The 16,185-nt window shown below is 69.8% G+C and carries 10 protein-coding genes; 5 read left to right on the top strand and 5 right to left on the bottom strand.

Annotated features, from left to right (window positions below; genetic code table 11):
• Nucleotides 1-21 precede the first annotated feature (21 nt).
• The gene (locus FCH28_RS34020; protein ID WP_136744069.1) at nt 22-2,136 is read left to right on the top strand and encodes a bifunctional polysaccharide deacetylase/glycosyltransferase family 2 protein; all 2,115 of its coding nucleotides are present in this window, start codon (nt 22-24) and stop codon (nt 2,134-2,136) included.
• Between the two features lie 126 nt (nt 2,137-2,262).
• Complete coding sequence (locus FCH28_RS34015; protein WP_136744068.1) at nt 2,263-3,582, top strand: LCP family protein; 1,320 nt, start codon at nt 2,263-2,265, stop codon at nt 3,580-3,582.
• A gap of 34 nt (nt 3,583-3,616) precedes the next feature.
• Here FCH28_RS34015 and FCH28_RS34010 read toward each other — a convergent pair whose 3' ends face one another.
• Nucleotides 3,617-4,066, bottom strand: coding sequence for a DoxX family membrane protein (locus FCH28_RS34010; RefSeq protein WP_136744067.1), 450 nt, complete (start codon nt 4,064-4,066; stop codon nt 3,617-3,619).
• A 203-nt stretch (nt 4,067-4,269) separates the two neighbouring features.
• On the opposite strand from FCH28_RS34010, the gene FCH28_RS34005 reads away from it, so the two are divergent.
• Nucleotides 4,270-5,487: an amidohydrolase family protein gene (locus FCH28_RS34005; RefSeq protein ID WP_136744066.1), complete on the top strand. Its 1,218-nt coding sequence runs from the start codon at nt 4,270-4,272 to the stop codon at nt 5,485-5,487.
• An 82-nt stretch (nt 5,488-5,569) separates the two neighbouring features.
• On the opposite strand, the gene FCH28_RS34000 is transcribed toward FCH28_RS34005, so the two are convergent.
• From FCH28_RS34000 to FCH28_RS33985, 4 genes are all read right to left on the bottom strand, one after another.
• On the bottom strand, nt 5,570-6,079 hold the full coding sequence (locus FCH28_RS34000; RefSeq protein WP_136744065.1) for a hypothetical protein: 510 nt from the start codon (nt 6,077-6,079) through the stop codon (nt 5,570-5,572).
• Between the two features lie 120 nt (nt 6,080-6,199).
• Complete coding sequence (locus FCH28_RS33995; protein ID WP_136744064.1) at nt 6,200-6,970, bottom strand: glycosyltransferase family 2 protein; 771 nt, start codon at nt 6,968-6,970, stop codon at nt 6,200-6,202.
• A gap of 5 nt (nt 6,971-6,975) precedes the next feature.
• Entirely contained in the window at nt 6,976-7,572 is a 597-nt protein-coding gene (locus tag FCH28_RS33990) for a UTRA domain-containing protein (RefSeq protein ID WP_136744063.1), read from the bottom strand.
• A gap of 346 nt (nt 7,573-7,918) precedes the next feature.
• Complete coding sequence (locus FCH28_RS33985) at nt 7,919-11,995, bottom strand: nSTAND1 domain-containing NTPase (RefSeq protein ID WP_136744062.1); 4,077 nt, start codon at nt 11,993-11,995, stop codon at nt 7,919-7,921.
• A 574-nt stretch (nt 11,996-12,569) separates the two neighbouring features.
• Here FCH28_RS33985 and FCH28_RS33975 point away from each other — a divergent pair.
• Nucleotides 12,570-13,379: a DUF3987 domain-containing protein gene (locus FCH28_RS33975; protein WP_136744061.1), complete on the top strand. Its 810-nt coding sequence runs from the start codon at nt 12,570-12,572 to the stop codon at nt 13,377-13,379.
• 777 nt (nt 13,380-14,156) lie between these two features.
• Nucleotides 14,157-16,175 (top strand): hypothetical protein, encoded by a 2,019-nt coding sequence (locus FCH28_RS33970; protein WP_136744060.1) that lies wholly within the window; start codon nt 14,157-14,159, stop codon nt 16,173-16,175.
• Nucleotides 16,176-16,185 lie beyond the last annotated feature (10 nt).

The raw sequence follows: 16,185 nt of genomic DNA, 5'->3' as shown, positions 1-16,185 counted from the left end.
CAAAATATTCGAACACTGGCCATGTGCCGACTCGGACGTGACGTGAGGCGGCGCTCGAACAGAGGGCGTCACGCGCAGTCCCGTGACCCCCGCGGACACTGGCTTCTGCTGCTCCTCGTCCTCCCCGTGATGTTCGCCGCGCTGCTCTTCGAGGGCTGGACCACCCACGAGGTCGACGCCGCGAAGACGAAGCGCGACTGCACCACCCCCGTGCCGAGAGCGGTGGAGAAGGGCGGCCCGGTGGTGCGCATCGAAGGCGACCGGGTGCGGTCCGCCGCGATGCCCGCCCGCACCGTGGCGCTCACCTACGACGGCGGGCCCGACCCCGTGTGGACCCCGCGCCTGCTCGACCTGCTGCGCAAGCACCATGCGCACGCCACGTTCTTCGTGCGGGGCGCCGAGGCGGCCCAGTACCCGGACCTGGTGCGGCGGATCCAGGCCGACGGTCACGAGATCGGCTCGAACACCTACACCGGCGCCGCCATGGGCTCGGCCTCCGCCCTCCGCGCCAAGCTGGAGCTGACGCTCACCCAGAAGGCGCTGGCCGGTTCCACGGGCATCCACACCGGGCTGCTGCGGCTGCCGCTGACCACCACGGTGGACACGATGTGCGGCGCCGAGTGGAAGGCGGCGCAGCAGGCCGCCAAGGACGGCTACACACTGGTCGCCGCCGACCAGTGGTTCCGTAACCCGTCGCAGGGACTGGTCCGGCAGCTGCCCCAGAACGACACCGCGTACAAAGAGACCGAAAGGCTGCTCAGCAACCCGAAAATCGAAAATTTCACCACCGTGACGGCCGGGACCGGGCTGCTTTCCACCGAGGAGCCGGTGCCCTTCCTCGAACGGTGGCAGGGCAAGGCCCTCATCTGGGCAAAGGCCGCAGGGCACGCGTTTGTGAGCGCGATGACCTGGGTGCTCGCCATCGCCGGCGGGCTCGGGGTGCTGCGACTGCTGATGCTGGTGTTCTTCGCCCGCGCCCATGTCCGGCGGCTGACGCACTTCCAGCCCGGGGCGCCCCGGCTGCGGGAGGTCACCGCCCCGGTGACGGTCCTCGTACCCGCCTACAACGAAGAGGCGGGCATCGAGTCCACCGTCCGTTCGCTGCTCGCCTCCACCCACCAGCAGCTGCAGATCATCGTGATCGACGACGGCTCGACGGACGACACTGCGGATATCGCCACTTATATCGACGACCCTCGTGTGCTGGTCATCCGCCAGACCAACGCGGGCAAGGCCGCCGCCCTCAACACCGGTCTGGCACACGCGAGTCACGACATAGTGGTCATGGTCGACGCCGACACCGTCTTCGAGTCGGACGCCATCCACCGACTGATCCAGCCGCTCGCCCACCCCGCCGTGGGCGCGGTCAGCGGCAACACCAAGGTCGGCAACCGCCGTCGTCTGCTGGGCAGATGGCAGCACCTGGAGTACGTCTTCGGGTTCAACCTCGACCGCCGGATGTTCGAGGTGCTGGAGTGCATGCCGACCGTCCCCGGGGCCATCGGGGCTTTCCGCCGGGACGCGCTGATGGGCGTCGGCGGAGTCAGCGAGGACACCCTCGCCGAGGACACCGACCTCACGATGGCCCTGTGGCAGGCCGGCTGGCGGGTGGTCTACGAGGAGACCGCCATCGCCTGGACCGAGGTCCCCACCTCGCTGCGCCAGCTGTGGCGGCAGCGGTACCGCTGGTGCTACGGCACGCTCCAGGCCATGTGGAAGCACCGCCGCGCCGTGGTCGGCGTGGGCCCGGCCGGCCGCTTCGGCCGCCGTGGCCTGAGCTATCTGGCCCTCTTTCAGGTCGCCCTGCCGCTGATCGCACCGGTCATCGACATCGTCGCGCTGTACGGGGCGCTCTTCCTCGAACCCCTGCAGTCGGTCGGCGTATGGCTCTCCTTCCTCGCCCTCCAACTGGCCTGCGCCGGCTACGCGTTGCGGCTGGACGGCGAGAAGGTGCGGGCACTGTGGGCGATGCCGTTCCAGCTCTTCGTCTACCGGCAGCTGATGTACCTGGTGGTCATCCAGTCCGTGGTGGCGTTCCTGCTGGGCACCAGGCTGAAGTGGCACCGCATGCACCGATCCGGCACCGCCGCGCAGCAGATCGGGCAGCCGGTGGCGTACCAGAGCCTGACACGGTGACGCCGCCCGGCCGCCGGGGCCTCCCCCGGCGGCCGGCGGAGTCCGCGCGCCCTCACATCACCCCCATACCCATGGATTTTTAGCGCCCATTTGGTGAAGAGCACGGGGGCATGCAGACTGCCGCCCATGACTGATTGGCTGGATGGGTCGCACGACAGGAACCGAAACGGCGCCGAAGTGGGAACGTCACAGGCCAGAACCGGGCAAATATGGCGCCAGGGCGACTACGCGTACGCCGACTACGTGCCCGTCGAGTACATACCTGCCGAACCCGCCCCAGCCGCATACGTGCCCGCCGAGTACGCCCCTGCCGAGTACGTGCCGCAGGCGCCGCCCGTGTCGTCCGGCGGCCAGATGCCGCCCACGTCCGGAGGCCGTACCCGCGGCGGTGGCGGCGGTGGCGAACCCGGTCCCGGCAGCACCTCCAGGGGCCGAGCCCCCGCGACCCGCCCCAGCCGGCGCCGTCGCCTCGCCCGCGCGGCGATCCTCCTGACCACCGCCCTTCTCGCCACCTCCGTCGGCACCTACGTCTGGGCCGACACCAAGCTCAACCGTGAGGTCGACCTCACCGAGCTGGCGGACCGCGCGCCGAAGGGCAAGGGAACCAACTATCTGATCGTGGGTTCCGACAGCCGGGTGGGCCTTTCCGAGCAGGACAAAAAGAACCTGCACGCCGGCGGCTCCGCCGAGGCGGGCCGCCGCACCGACTCGATGATCCTGCTGCACACCGGCGCCCACGGCACCACGATGATGAGCCTGCCGCGCGACTCCTGGGTGACCCTCCCGCCGTACATCCGGCCCGATACCGGCAAGCACTACCCCGCGTCGAAGAACAAGCTCAACGCGGCGTTCTCGCTCGGCGGCCCCGACCTGCTCGTCCGCACCATCGAGCGCAACACGGGTCTGCACATCGACCACTACACGGAGATCGGCTTCGCGGGCTTCGTCGGCATCGTGAACGCGATCGGCGGCGTGCCGATGTGCCTGGACAGGGACATCAGGGACGAGAAGTCCGGCGCCGACCTGAAGAAGGGCTGCCACACGCTCGACGGCCGCACGGCCCTCGCCTTCGTCCGCCAGCGCCACCAGGAGGCCCAGGGCGACCTGGGTCGCAGCCAGAACCAGCAGAAGTTCCTGGCCGCACTCGCCGACCAGGCCGCCACCCCCGGCATCCTGCTCGATCCGTCGAAGGTCTACCCGACCGTGAGCGCCGGCCTGGACACCCTCATCGTCGACAAGGGCGCGGACCTGCGGAACCTCGCCTCCCTCTTCGAGGCGATGAAGAAGGTCACCTCCGGCGACGGCAAGCGCCTCAACGTCCCCGTGGCCAGCCTCAGTTTCCCCACCTCCAAGGGCAGCGCCGTGAAATGGGACCCCCTCAAGGCGAAGAAGCTCTTCACCGAACTGCGCAACGACCAGCCGGTGACCTTCGAGGGGAAGAAGTGAGCGGGTGGTGATCCGTGTCACATGGCGAGGGCGGCTACCGGAACAGTCCCCACGCGCTGTCGAGTGACCAGGTCTGCCAGCTCATGGCGAGCAGCGCCGTGGCGGAGATCAGCGCCATCATCAGGTTCTGCCCCTGCTCCGCCCAGTCGTGGATCATCAGCACGAGGTAGACGAGGTTGAGCACCAGGCCTGCGGCCAGGGCGACGGGCGTCAGGAAGCCCGCGACCAGACCCAGGCCGAGAGCCAGTTCCGCCCAGGCGACGAGGTGCGCCATCAGGCGCGGATGCGGCTTCACGACCTGCTCGAAGGACGTCCGGACGACGGGCCAGCGATGCTTGGCCGCGACACCCGCGGCCCATGTGATGCCGCCGCCGGCGAACCAGCTCTTCTTGTCCTTGTGGCGCCAGCTCTCCAGCCACCACAGGCCGAGGCCGATACGGAGGACCGCGAACCACTCGGCTCCGCTGAGCCAGATCGTTTGCATCCTGCTCCCCTCGGTCACCCCGCTGCACGGAACTGATGGTGCGTCAGTTCAGCGGATGCGGGCCGATCCCGCAAGGGGTGAGTTCCCGACTGCCCCGACTTCCCGGTTGCTCCTTGTCGTCCCGGAGGCGAGCCCATAACCTCGAAACTGATGGGTCGTCAGATATTGGGCCGGTGCGCCGGCAGGGCAGTTGGGGGCACAGCGTGGTCAGCAACGAGAGCGGCACCGAGGAACTCCCCAAGGTCATCAGCGTGGACGATCACGTGATCGAGCCCGCGCACCTCTTCGAGACCTGGCTTCCGAAGAAGCACCGCGACAAGGGGCCGAAACCCTTCACGGCCGGCATCGGCGATCTCCAGTACGTCGGCGGCAAGTACCGCTTCACCACCGACCCCGAGGGCCAGATCACCGACTGGTGGGAGTACGAGGGCCAGTTCTTCCCCTACAAGCGGGTCATCGCGGCCGTCGGCTTCTCCCGCGACGAGATGACGCTGGACGGCATCACGCGGGAGCAGATGCGGCGCGGCTGCTGGGACCCCAAGGCCCGGCTGGAGGACATGGACGTCAACCATGTCGAGGCGTCGCTCTGCTTCCCGACGTTCCCGCGGTTCTGCGGCCAGACCTTCGCGGAGGCCGAGGACAAGGAGGTCGGGCTGGCGTGTGTCCGGGCGTACAACGACTGGATGGTGGAGGAGTGGTGCGGGGACAGCGGCGGCCGGCTGATTCCGCTGTGTCTGATCCCGTTGTGGGATGTCGATCTGGCGGTTGCCGAGATCAGGCGGAACGCCGCCCGCGGCGTGCGCGCGGTGACGTTCAGCGAGATCCCGACGTATCTGGGGCTGCCGTCGATCCACTCCGGCTACTGGGATCCCTTCTTCGCCGCGTGCGAGGAGACCGGCACGGTGGTCAACATGCACATCGGCTCGTCGTCGCAGATGCCGGCCGCCTCGCCGGACGCGCCGCCCGCCGTCCAGGCCTCGCTGAGCTTCAACAACGCGATGGCCTCGATGATGGACTTCCTGTTCAGCGGCGTCCTGGTGAAGTTCCCGCGGCTGAAGCTCGCCTACAGCGAAGGGCAGATGGGGTGGATCCCCTACGCCCTGGAGCGCGCCGACGACGTGTGGGAGGAGCACCGGGCATGGGGCGGGGTGAAGGACCTCATCCCGGAGCCGCCGTCGACGTACTACTACCGGCAGATCTTCTGCTGCTTCTTCCGCGACAGGCACGGCATCGCCTCGATCGAGACCGTGGGCGTCGACAACGCCACCTTCGAGACCGACTATCCGCACGTCGACTCGACCTGGCCGCACACCAAGCGGGTGGCGGCCGAGCACGTGGCAGGCCTCCCCGCGGACGTGACCTACAAGATCCTTCGCGGCAATGCCATCCGCATGCTGGATCTCCCCTTCGACCGGGACTGACGGGCCGCCCCTCGCGCACCGGTCCTGTCCGGCACCGCGCCACGGTGTGGTGCGGCGGCGCCGGACAGGTCGCGGTGGGCCGCTACATCCAGCCGGCGGTTTCGGCGGCGGCGACGGCGGCGGCCTCGGCCGCATCCGCCTCGGCGTTCAGCGCCTCGCTGCTGCCCATCCCCTCCCTGGCGGCGGCCGCTCCAGCGGCCTGAGATGCCCGGAGAGCGGCGCGGTACGCGTCGTCGGAGGGGCCGCCGCCGTCCCGGGACCGGGCTATCTGCGCGGCCAGAACGGCGGCAGCGGCGGCGTTCCTCGCGCGGCGGGCGTCCGCCGCGGGATCCGGGGCGCTTTCGGAGAACGCGGCGAGGGACACAGCGGACAGGCGGACGGCATTGGCGGCCCGTGAGGCGTCCCCCGTCGGCACCGACTTGGCGTGATCCTCCTCGACGCCGGCATGGCGACAGGTGGCCGTGGCCCGGTCGTGGGCGCTTCGGGCACGTGCGGCGTGGCTCTTCCTGAGAGCGTCCGGGGTCGTTTCGGGGATCAGGGTGGCTTGGGCCGGAGAGGTGTCCGGTTGCTTGTCTCCGTCGGTCTCACTCATTGCCGCCTCCTTGTCTGTCAGAGCGACAGGCGCTGCGCGAATGGGTGTCGCGCAGGGTGGCACGTCGGCCTTCAACAGACCAGAGCGCGAGCGACTACGAAATGACGGCCAGTCAGAAGTTCAGTCGGAAGTCCGGTCGGCGGCGGGATAGTGCCACCGGAAGCGGGCGAGCTCGCGCGCCCTGGCCTCGACGACCGCCATCCGGGCCGCGCGCTCGGCGGTGTCCGTGTGGGAGGCCTGGCTGGTCACCTGACCGGGCCACTTGCGGTAGAGCAGACCCACCTCGGGCGAGAACCAACCGCGGCTCGTGGCGTTCAGCGCGAGCAGCAGCCCGGTGTCCTCGGAGGCCGGCAGCGCCATCCAGCCACCCAGGGCGAGAAGCAGATCACGACGGACGAAGAGCGTCGCCGGGTGGACCTGCGCGCGGAAGTCGTTCGCCTTCCAGTAGTCGAGTACGGCCCCGGTCTCGATCGGCCCCGCGTCGGGATCCCCTGGAAAACCGGCCGTTGAGCCGTCGGGCAGCGCGTCCAGGACCCGCGACGTCGACCAACCGATACTCCGGTCGCCTTCGAGGGCGGCGAGGTCGCGGGCCAGGACACCGGGCGTCAGCTGGTCGTCGGCGTCCAGGACCTTGACGTACTCGCCGTCCGCCTGCGCCAGGGCGATGGTGCGGGCGACGCCGGGGCCGCCGGGACGCCCCTGCAGGAAGGTCACCCGCTCGTCATCCGGGACGTGGGGGGCGACCTCATCGCTCGTCCCGTCCTCCCGGATGACCCAGTGCCACTCCCACCCCTCGGGCAGCTCCTGGTCACAGAGCGACTTGTACGCGTCCGGAAGGAACGGGGCCGAAGGCGCGTGCACGGCAGTGACGATGATGATGCGCCGGCGCACGGCACTCACCACCTTTCCAGGGGAGTGGTGAAGAGCATTTCCGTGCGGTCGCCGGGCAGGACGACGTCGGAGATCTCCACGACGCGGTCCTGGACGTCGTACGACACCTTCCGGAGCAGGAGCACCGCCGACCCGGGCGGCAGCTCCAGCTCCGCCGCCTCTTCCGGGGTCGGCGGGCGGGCGGTGACGCGTTCCTCGATCCGGTCCAGCTCGATTCCGACGGTGCTGAGCTGGCTCTGTGTGCCTCCCGGCCACGGCTCCTTGGCCGCGTCCAGGAGATCGGGGTTCGGTGCGACCATCTCGCGGACGAGGTACGAGGTCACCAGGTTGAACGGGGCGCTCTCCGCCGCGTAGCGCGTCCGGTAGGTGCGTTCGACAAGGGCTGTGCCTTCGGGGACGCCGAAGCCCGCCGCGAGGTCCTCGTCCGCCTTGATCTCGCGCTGTTCCGCGCGCAGGACGAGGTCGTCGCGCTCAAGTCCGGTGTCGTGCTCGGTGGCGCCGGTCCGCGCCCGCTGCTCCAGCGGCGCGCGCACCCGGTCCTTCTCCCACTGGTGCCGGAGATTCGAGCGCAGCGCCATCGTGCGGGGCTCGTACGCCGCCATCGGTGCTCACCGTTCCGTCGTCTGGTGGCCCTGGCCGGAGGGCCCGCCAGGCGGGTTCAGCGTACGACTCCTCAAGAGGACCATACGAGTCGACCGCGCCGTCGCCGGGCAGGAAAGCGCCCGATCGCTGGCGACGGGGGATGCACCAGCGATCGGGCTGCTGCCAAGAGTAACAAGCCTGCGGGTGCCATGGGAGCCAACTCACCAGCTGCGATAAGGAGTTGTGATCGGCTTCACGCAAATCGCTGCATCAGGGGGCGGAACGGAGCGTCAGGGACGTTGCGGACCCGGCCCGGTGGCGCCGCCCGACGTTCGGGTGCGTGCCGCCGGGCCGGCCTAGGCTCCGTTACTCGTCGCACGGGGGCGTGTACGAGAGGCGGGGCAGGTACTCCTGCCAGTTCCCCGGCGTCAGAACGCCCCGTGTGGTCGAGCAGATCCGACGAATCGCCTCGTCGGGATCCAGGTTCCACAGCCGGACGGTGTCGGTGCCGCTCGACACTCCGAGCATGTGGCTGCGGGGGCTGAACGACAGGAAGTTGCCCGTCTTGGCGTTGGGGCTCATCGACTGGCCGATGGGAGTGGCCCTGGACGGGTGGGTGACGTTCCAGGCCCTGACCATGTCGTCGTTGCCGCTGCTCGCCAGGGTACGGCCGTCCTGACTGAACGTCAGCTGCACGATCGCCCGGGTGTGCCCGGTGAGCGTGGAGAGCCGGGCCGCCCTGCGCGGCTCGGTGACGTTCCAGAGCCGGACCGTACTGTCGTCGCTGCCGCTGGCCAGCGTATGGCCGTCCGGGCTGTAGGCGAGCGCGTTGACGGGGCCCAGATGCCCCTTGAGAGGCGCGCCCAGTGGGGCGGCATGACGCGGGGCGGCCACGTTCCAGAGCCGGACGGTGCCGTCCGCGCTGCCGCTGGCGAGATTGCGGCCGTCGGGGCTGAAGACGAGGGAGTTGATGTAGCCCGTGTGTCCGGCGAGCGGCGCGCCGAGCGGACGAAGGCGGGAGCCGTCGCCGACGTCCCACAGCTGTACGGTGCGGTCGTCCTGGGCGGTCGCCAGCGTGCGCCCGTCCGGGCTGAACGCCAGCGCGCCGGGGCCCGCGAACCGTATCCGCAGTGCGACGGGCGGGCCGTGGGGGACGGGCCGCGTCGGGTCGCTGACGTTCCACAGCTGCACGGTGCGGCTGTCCGACAGCACCGCGAGGGTGCGGCCGTCGGGGGAGAAGGCCAGCGATCGCTCACCGCCCTCCCCGGGCATGAACGGTTCGCTCAGCGACACCGGCCGGCTGGGTGCCGTCACGTTCCACAGCCGGACCCGCCCGTCGCGCGCGGCCGTGGCGAGCACCCGCCCGTCCGGGCGGAACGCGCCGACCCGGCCGATCATGTCGGACGCCGGTATCGACCACAGACGGACCTTGCTGTCGCCGCTGCCGGTGGCGAGGGTGCGCCCGTCGGGGCTGAAGCCCACCGCGTACATCTCGCCACTGCTGCCGGCGAGAGGCTCGCCGACCTGCGACGGATAGGTCGGGTTGCTGACGTTCCAGAGGCTTGCCGTGCTGTCCGCGCTGCCGGCGGCGAGCAGGGTTCCGCTGCGGTTGAAGGCCACCGACCACACAGGACCGGTGTGGCCGGTGAGCGGCGCACCCAGCGGTTTCGCGTGCCGTGGGACGGCCACGTTCCACAACCGGATGGTGTCGTCCGCGCTGCCGCTGGCGAGCGTGCGGCCGTCGGGGCTGAAGGCCACCGAGTGCACCGTGCCCTTGTGGCCGGTCAGCACCTTTTCGATCGGCGTCGGACGGCGGGGATGACGTGCATCCCCCATGTCCCACAGCCTGATCGTCTTGTCGTCGCCACCGGCCGCCAGCGTCCGCCCGTCGGGGCTGAACGCCAGGGAGCGCACGGCGGCGGTGTGCCCGGTCAGAGCACCGAGCGTCCTCGCCCGACGGGGGTTCCCGACGTCCCACAGGCGGACGGTGCGGTCTTCGGTGGCGGAGGCCAGAGTGCGTCCGTCCGGGCTGAACGCGAGCAGCGAGATCGTGCCGTCGTGGCCGGTCAACGGTGCGCCGATCGGGCGCGGACGGCCGGGGTCCCGTACGTCCCACAGCCGGATCGTGCCGTCGTCCGAAGCGCTGGCCAGGGTGTGTCCGTCCGGGCTGAAGACCGCGGTGCTCACCCAGCTCTTGTGGCCGGTGAGGGGCTTGCCCAGGGGTTTCGGACGCGCCCGGTCCGAGACGTCCCACAGCCGGATGGTGCGGTCGTAGCTCGCGGTGGCCAGGATCCGTCCGTTCGGGCTGAACGAGGTGAGGTAGACGGCGCCGGTGTGGCCGAGCAGCGGGGTGGCCAGCGGCGCGTTCACTATCGAGATCAGCCGGTTGTTCGCGCCCCCGTCGTCCGGCCGCAAGTGGTGTGCCACCAGGTCGAGCTGAGCGGACAACGACGGATCCGTGTACTGGACGCGATCGGCCTCGGCGAGCACCTGCTCGAACACCGCGTCGTCCCGCTGCTGCCACGCCACCACCGCCGCACCGATGGCCAGCACCGCCAGGACGACCAGACCCGACACCGCACCGCGCCGGAGCCGGACCGTGCGCTTGCGCAGCCTGACCGAAGCGGCCAGGAATTCCAGAGCACTCCGGGTCAGAAAGGTGTTACCGGCAGATTTCGCCCAGTTGTGGGCGTGCTCCAGACGGGAACCCCGGTAGAGCAGTGAGGTGTCCCGGTCCGAGGCCTCCCAGGCCCTGCCGTCCTCCTCCAGGCGCTGGCGCAGCAGATTGCCGTTCCGGTCCTCGTCGATCCAGTCGCGCAGCCGCGGCCAGGCGTGGAGCAGCGCCTCATGGGTGATCTCCACGGCCTCCGCGTCGAGCGTCACCAACCGGGCGTGCACCAGCGCTTCGAGCGACTCCTCCGTCTTGTTGGGGTCCGTCGACTCCTCCGCCAGTTGTCGCCGGGTCCCCCGCCTACGGGTGGCCTGGGTGTCCTCGCCCAGGCGGACCAGCCGGAGGAGGAGCAGCCTCGCGGCCGTACGCGCCGCCGGGTCGAGGCCTGACCAGGCCCGCTCGGCGGTCGCCGCCACCGCTCCCTGGATGCCGCCCGCCGCGCGGTAGCCGGCCAGCGTCAGCCTTCCCGCCTTCCGTCGCTGCCAGGTGGCGAGCAGGGCGTGCGAGAGGAGCGGCAGCACACCCGCGTTGTGCGCCCCGGGGCCGTCGGTGCTCACCTCCCGGACGATCAGCTCCGCGAGCCCCGGTTCGAGTTCCAGGCCCACGGCCTTGGCCGGGCCGGTCACCGCTTCGCGCAGCTCAGCGGTGGTCAGCGGCCCGAGCACCATGTGCCGGTGTTGCAGCGCGTCGGCCAGTTCGGGATGCCCGAGGCATTGCTCGTAGAAGTCGGCGCGTATGCCGAGGATCACGAGGACGGGGGCCGGCTCACCGGAGTCGGCAGGTGTGCACGCGGCGTGCAGGAGCTGGATGAAGGTGCGCCTGGCCGCCTCGTCCGAGCAGAGGGTGAACACCTCCTCGAACTGATCCACGATCACGACCGGACGTGCGGCGGTGGACGACTCGCGTCGCGCCCACGCCGCGGCGGCCTCCCGCACCGCCTGCGCGAATCGCGGCGTACCGGGCGCGTCAGCCGTCGGAACCTTCGCTACCGGAACCTTCGCCGCCGGCTCCTTTGCCCCCGGATCTTTAGCCGTCGCCTCCCCTTCTGCCGGCTCCGCCGCGCCAGCGACGACGTCCGCGAGCCCGGGGATCCGGCGGGCCAGCTCCCCGAGAGGGTCGCCGCCCGGCACGAGCTGCAACACCTCCCTCTGCCGGCCGTCCTCGTCCGCCAGAGCGCCCTTCTCCAACGCGGGCACCAGGCCGGCGTTCAGCAGAGACGACTTCCCCGCCCCGGAGGCGCCCACGAGCATGGCCAGGCCACCCGTCTCCTCCGCCGCGAGGAGCTGCGCGACCAGGGCATCCGTGCTCCGCTCCCGGCCGAAGAACCACCGGGCGTCCTGCTGACGGTACGAAGCCAGCCCTCGGTACGGGCACACACCGGGGACGGTCGCGGCGTCGCCCGAGGGGCGTTCCTCCTCCTGCGCTGCCGCGGCGCGGTCGCCGACCGCCCGCTCCCACAGACGCTGCCAGTGGGCCACGTCGTACAGGCCGGTGGACACCGGCGCCGGCCGCAGGCGCCGTGCTTCGGGAATCAGGACATGCAGCACCGCCGCCAGGGCGGCGAACTGCGCGGGCACGTTCTTGGCCCGCCGCCAGTCGCTGATCCGCTGCACGGACACCCGGACAGGCCGCCCTCGCTCGTCGACCCGCTGAAGCCGGACGACCGCCTCGGCCACCTTCTTGAGGGGAGGGTTGCCGGCCTCCTTGTACAGCAGCGCGAGACGTTCGGCGAAGGCTGTGCGTGCCCCTGAGTCGGAACTCAAGGTCTCCACCCCTAACTTCCCCCGCACTCGGACATCCGGACCGGAAAACTCACCTTAGCTGGCTGACCTGTGGTTACGCCGGTGCCCCCGATGCCGGAACCTCGTCGGCGGAAGCCCCAGCTGGCAGGATCGCACGCAGCGGTACAGCAACCCGGCGCCGCCCGGTCAGGCCACCAGCCCGGCACTCGGAGAGACAACCCTCGACGGATGTTCCCAGCCACCTCCGCCGGAGTCACGCCCGGTGGCGCGGGCCTCGGCGCGGCGCTGCGAGCGACCTACCGAGCGGACCTCCACCGGGACCGCCCGGAGAGCCCGGACCGCCAGGACTGCCCGGACCACCCGGACTGTCACCACATCGACCATGGGCCGACCTTTACTCGAGCCGCGCCGGTACGGGGGGCGCGGATCGCCGCCGCCCGCGCCGTTCGGCACCGGTCCCCACAGGGGAGGGACCGGCGCCGAACGGCGTGGTGTGTTTCCGGCCGGCTCCGGACATGCCCTGGCCCCGCCCATCGACCGGCCTGCTGGTAGCGTCACGCTCTTCGCCGGTATCGGCCGCGCGGAGTCCCCCGGTAGGTCCCGCATGTCCGAACCCGCCGCACTCGCCACCTACACGCTGTGGCGCGACGCGCTCGCCGAGGTGGACGAGGTCTTCGCCTCACCACCTGTGCTCGACGGCCCCGTCTACGGGTGCACGAACTGCACTCCGGAAGCGGAGCTGCGAGTTCTCGGCGGCGACCCTGCCGAGGTGCCTGACGATCTCCTTCGCCACTTCATGCACGAGGTCGCCGGCCACTGGGACGAGGACCAGTACTCCGTCCTGTGGCGCCGCTTCATCCCTCGTGCGCTGCGCCGCTGGGGACCGGACGGGGACGACACCGACCCGTCGGATGTGATGGGGCGCCTCGGCCGCCACGGCGCCCGGCTCGCGGACTGGCCCGTGGCCGAGCGCGCCGCGGTCGAGCGGGCCTTCCGGGCGCTGCTCCACCTCGCCGTGACCGACCGCCGGCCGTACTGGGAGATCACCGCTCTGATCGAGGGAATCGCTCACGCGACGGATGCCCTGGAGCCGTGGCTGGACCACCTCGCCGGCCTCACCGGCCCCGAAGCGGACGCCGGCATGGTCCGCCTCGCCTTCGGCTGGGCCACCGAACTCCTCTGGGAGGAGCTCAAGTTCACCTGGTGGTACGACGGCGACCCGCAACTCGTCGCCGCCTGGCTGCCCACCCTGCGCACCCGCATCGCGGCCTTTGCCGCGCAGCACCCGCACTGCAAGAACGCATCCGACGCCCTGACAGCGATCGACGCGCTCGAATCCGGCACCCGCGGCCCCTGGCTCCACCCCTACGACATGCGGACACTCGGCGGCCCCGCGCTCATCCACCAGGGCTGAGGCCTCCAACGTCACGCGGCAGTCACACACAACGAGTGAGCCCCACCTAGGAACGTTCCTAGGTGGGGCTCGCCTGCTACTTCTCAGTCGGGGTGGCGGGATTTGAACCCACGACCTCTTCGTCCCGAATGGGGTTCGGTCAAGATCGACACCGGACAGTGTTTGGTGTTTTACCGGGTCAGGGCGTTGGGGTGGGATGGTCTCGGGTGGTGTGGGAGGGGCTTGGGAGCGGGTCGGCTCCGAGATGGCTCCCAGCAGGGCATCAGCCGACGGCCGTCGAGTCCGTCTGACCCGCCGCTCTGATCGGCTTATGAAGCTGCCCGGGTCGCTCGGCCGCGCCGATTGGTCAAAGGCATCCGGGCCGGTGGGGTCCAGAAGGCCACACCACGCGGCGAAACCTTGTTGTCGTCATGAACCGCGGCAAGGAAGCCCTGTTCCCCGGAACGCCGCTTAGCACAGTTACGCGGCCAACCGGTAGGAAACCACAGGATCCTGAGGGCATGTCACCCATGCTGCTAGCGTTTTTCGGGCAGTCACATCAGCGGACTCAAGCTCCTCACCTTCGCCATGTTGGCGGTGGGCGGCAACGCCGGCAGCCGAAGCCGGTACGTCTCGGAAGTGCGGTCGAGCGTGCTGATGCCGTCTCGGACACATCGGGTCTTGCCCGGGCGAGCCGAGGGGGAGAACGGGAAACAGCGTGACCGATCTCCTTGGACGACCACGGCGTCCAGGTGCGTGCCTGGATGGACAACCGGGACGAAGATCGGAGAACACCTGATGGAGCCGTCATCCGGCGCGGCCGAGACCGTGCTGCCCCGCCCTGTTGAAGCGCTGCCCCTGCCTGCATTGGCGGCCGCAGGACGGAAGCTTGCCGACAAACTCATCGAACACTTCACCATGGGTGAGCCTGCTGCATTGGCCCTCGCGCAGGCTGTTGTCGACCCAGCTGCCGCCCGCCGGGCGGCAGAGTCCCCGGAGCGGCTGCGGGTGCCCGGCGGCGTGATCCTGGCCATCCGGGCTGACGTATGGGCGCGCTATATCATCCCAGACCCGCGAAACCCGCGGATCGGTCCGTCGCGCCGGCACCCGGCCTCGAACCTGATCGGTACTGGCGAGAGCACGCGCTTCCGTCCGTTGGCCGAGCCCATCGCAGCGTCTGGGAGTCGCCCGGAACTCGTGCAGAGGCTCGCGAACCAGGAACACCTCGCGTGGGCGGCACAACTGTCCAAGGAGTACGTGCTCGACCACAACGACTGGCGCGAGTCCCTCCGGCACCAGGGAGTGATGACAGAGGTGTGGCTGGCCGCGACGGCCTTTCAGCACGAGGACAGCACACCCGGGGTAACGGTTCCGGTCACGGTTGAGGGATCGAGCCGCGTGACGTGCGCCCACGACCTGCTCGACCTCAGGTCCGCCGACGTTCCCTACCTCCGGGACACGGCGAAGCTGCGCTCTCACATCCGAAAGCTCAACGAGGCGATCACGACCGCGGGCGATCCGGCACAGGTTGACCCGGAGGTGGCAGTCACCGTGCTCTGCGAACGGCTTCCGGCGCTGCTGCTCGTCGGGTTCGAGCCGCATGAAGGCACCACCGCTGACTTCGGCGTCGCCGTGAAGTCGTTGGTCGCACTCCGGCACGTCGACTCCCCCAAGCCGTGGGGTGAAGCCGCGGAGAACGAGGCTCTCGCCGACGCCGTGGTGGACGAGATCGAGCGGCGAAAACTGATCACTCCCGCCAAGGCCGACTGGCTACGTGGTGCTCTCACCCCCGAGCAGGCGAAGGCCGCCGGATTTAACGACGACCCGTCCGTGCGGGCGGCGGCGATCGTCAGGCTCTTCGCCGAGCGTGATCAGCCGATCCATGCTGCTGTGCGGGTTGCTATCACCGGCCAGAGCACCCGCAAGAACATCACCACCAAGCTGCTGCTCGACGTGGCTTCCTCTCTGGTTATGCGCTCGGTTTCGGAAGAGGACTCCCGTAGGCGGGAACGGATGCGGAAGTACCTGAAGTCGGCGTTCCCGGGCGAGCTGGCCAAGGACTGGGAGGCCACGTTTCGTGGGACGGAGGAGCTGGCCAAAGCCGCGCTTGAGGAGGTGACAAAGGGGGAACCAAACGCGGCGACCCGGGAACTTGCGGCCCGAAGCGCCTATCCGCTGGTTATCAACGGCCAACTCACGGGTGACCGTGGCACGAACAACAACGATCAACCTGACCGTCGGCACCCAGGCGAGGTCATCGACCGCATGCGTAGTACCCAGCACGGTGTGCATCAGCTGAAGCAGACGCTCCTCGACTCTGCGGCGGGTCGTAGGACCCGCAAGGTAGACGAGACAGGACGGGTCACTCAGAACGACGACGGCCGCGACATCCTCGTCACCGACGCGGACCTCCGTCGCACCTTCCCACCCGCTGGCGAAGGCCCATCACCTACACCGGCTCCCCGGAACGCGGCTGAGATTCTCGGGAATGCCCTGCATGACCTGGCTACTTCGATCCAGGCTGTCGAAGGCGCGGTCAAGGTCGTGGAGGCGGTCAGGGCCGATGACGGGACCCGCGCTATCGATTCACTGGGCGCCGACCGAGCCGACTGTGAGGCGTGGCGGCACGTCCTGCAGGACGTCCTATTCAAGCTGCCCGTCTGGCAACAGCGGAGTGTCCAGCGACACGGGATTATCGCCGAGGACCCGTACGGCCTCGACGCGGACCGTGACGACGAGGAAGGCGAGGAATCGGACGATGAGTTCGACGGTCAGTCGACCGACGAAGACACGCCGCCTCAGGACGAGGTCGCTTGAATCGCTCGTG

Origin of the sequence: Streptomyces piniterrae, from assembly GCF_005048155.1 — a bacterium.
GTDB lineage: Bacteria > Actinomycetota > Actinomycetes > Streptomycetales > Streptomycetaceae > Streptomyces > Streptomyces piniterrae.
This window is presented reverse-complemented; position numbering and strand designations above follow the sequence as displayed.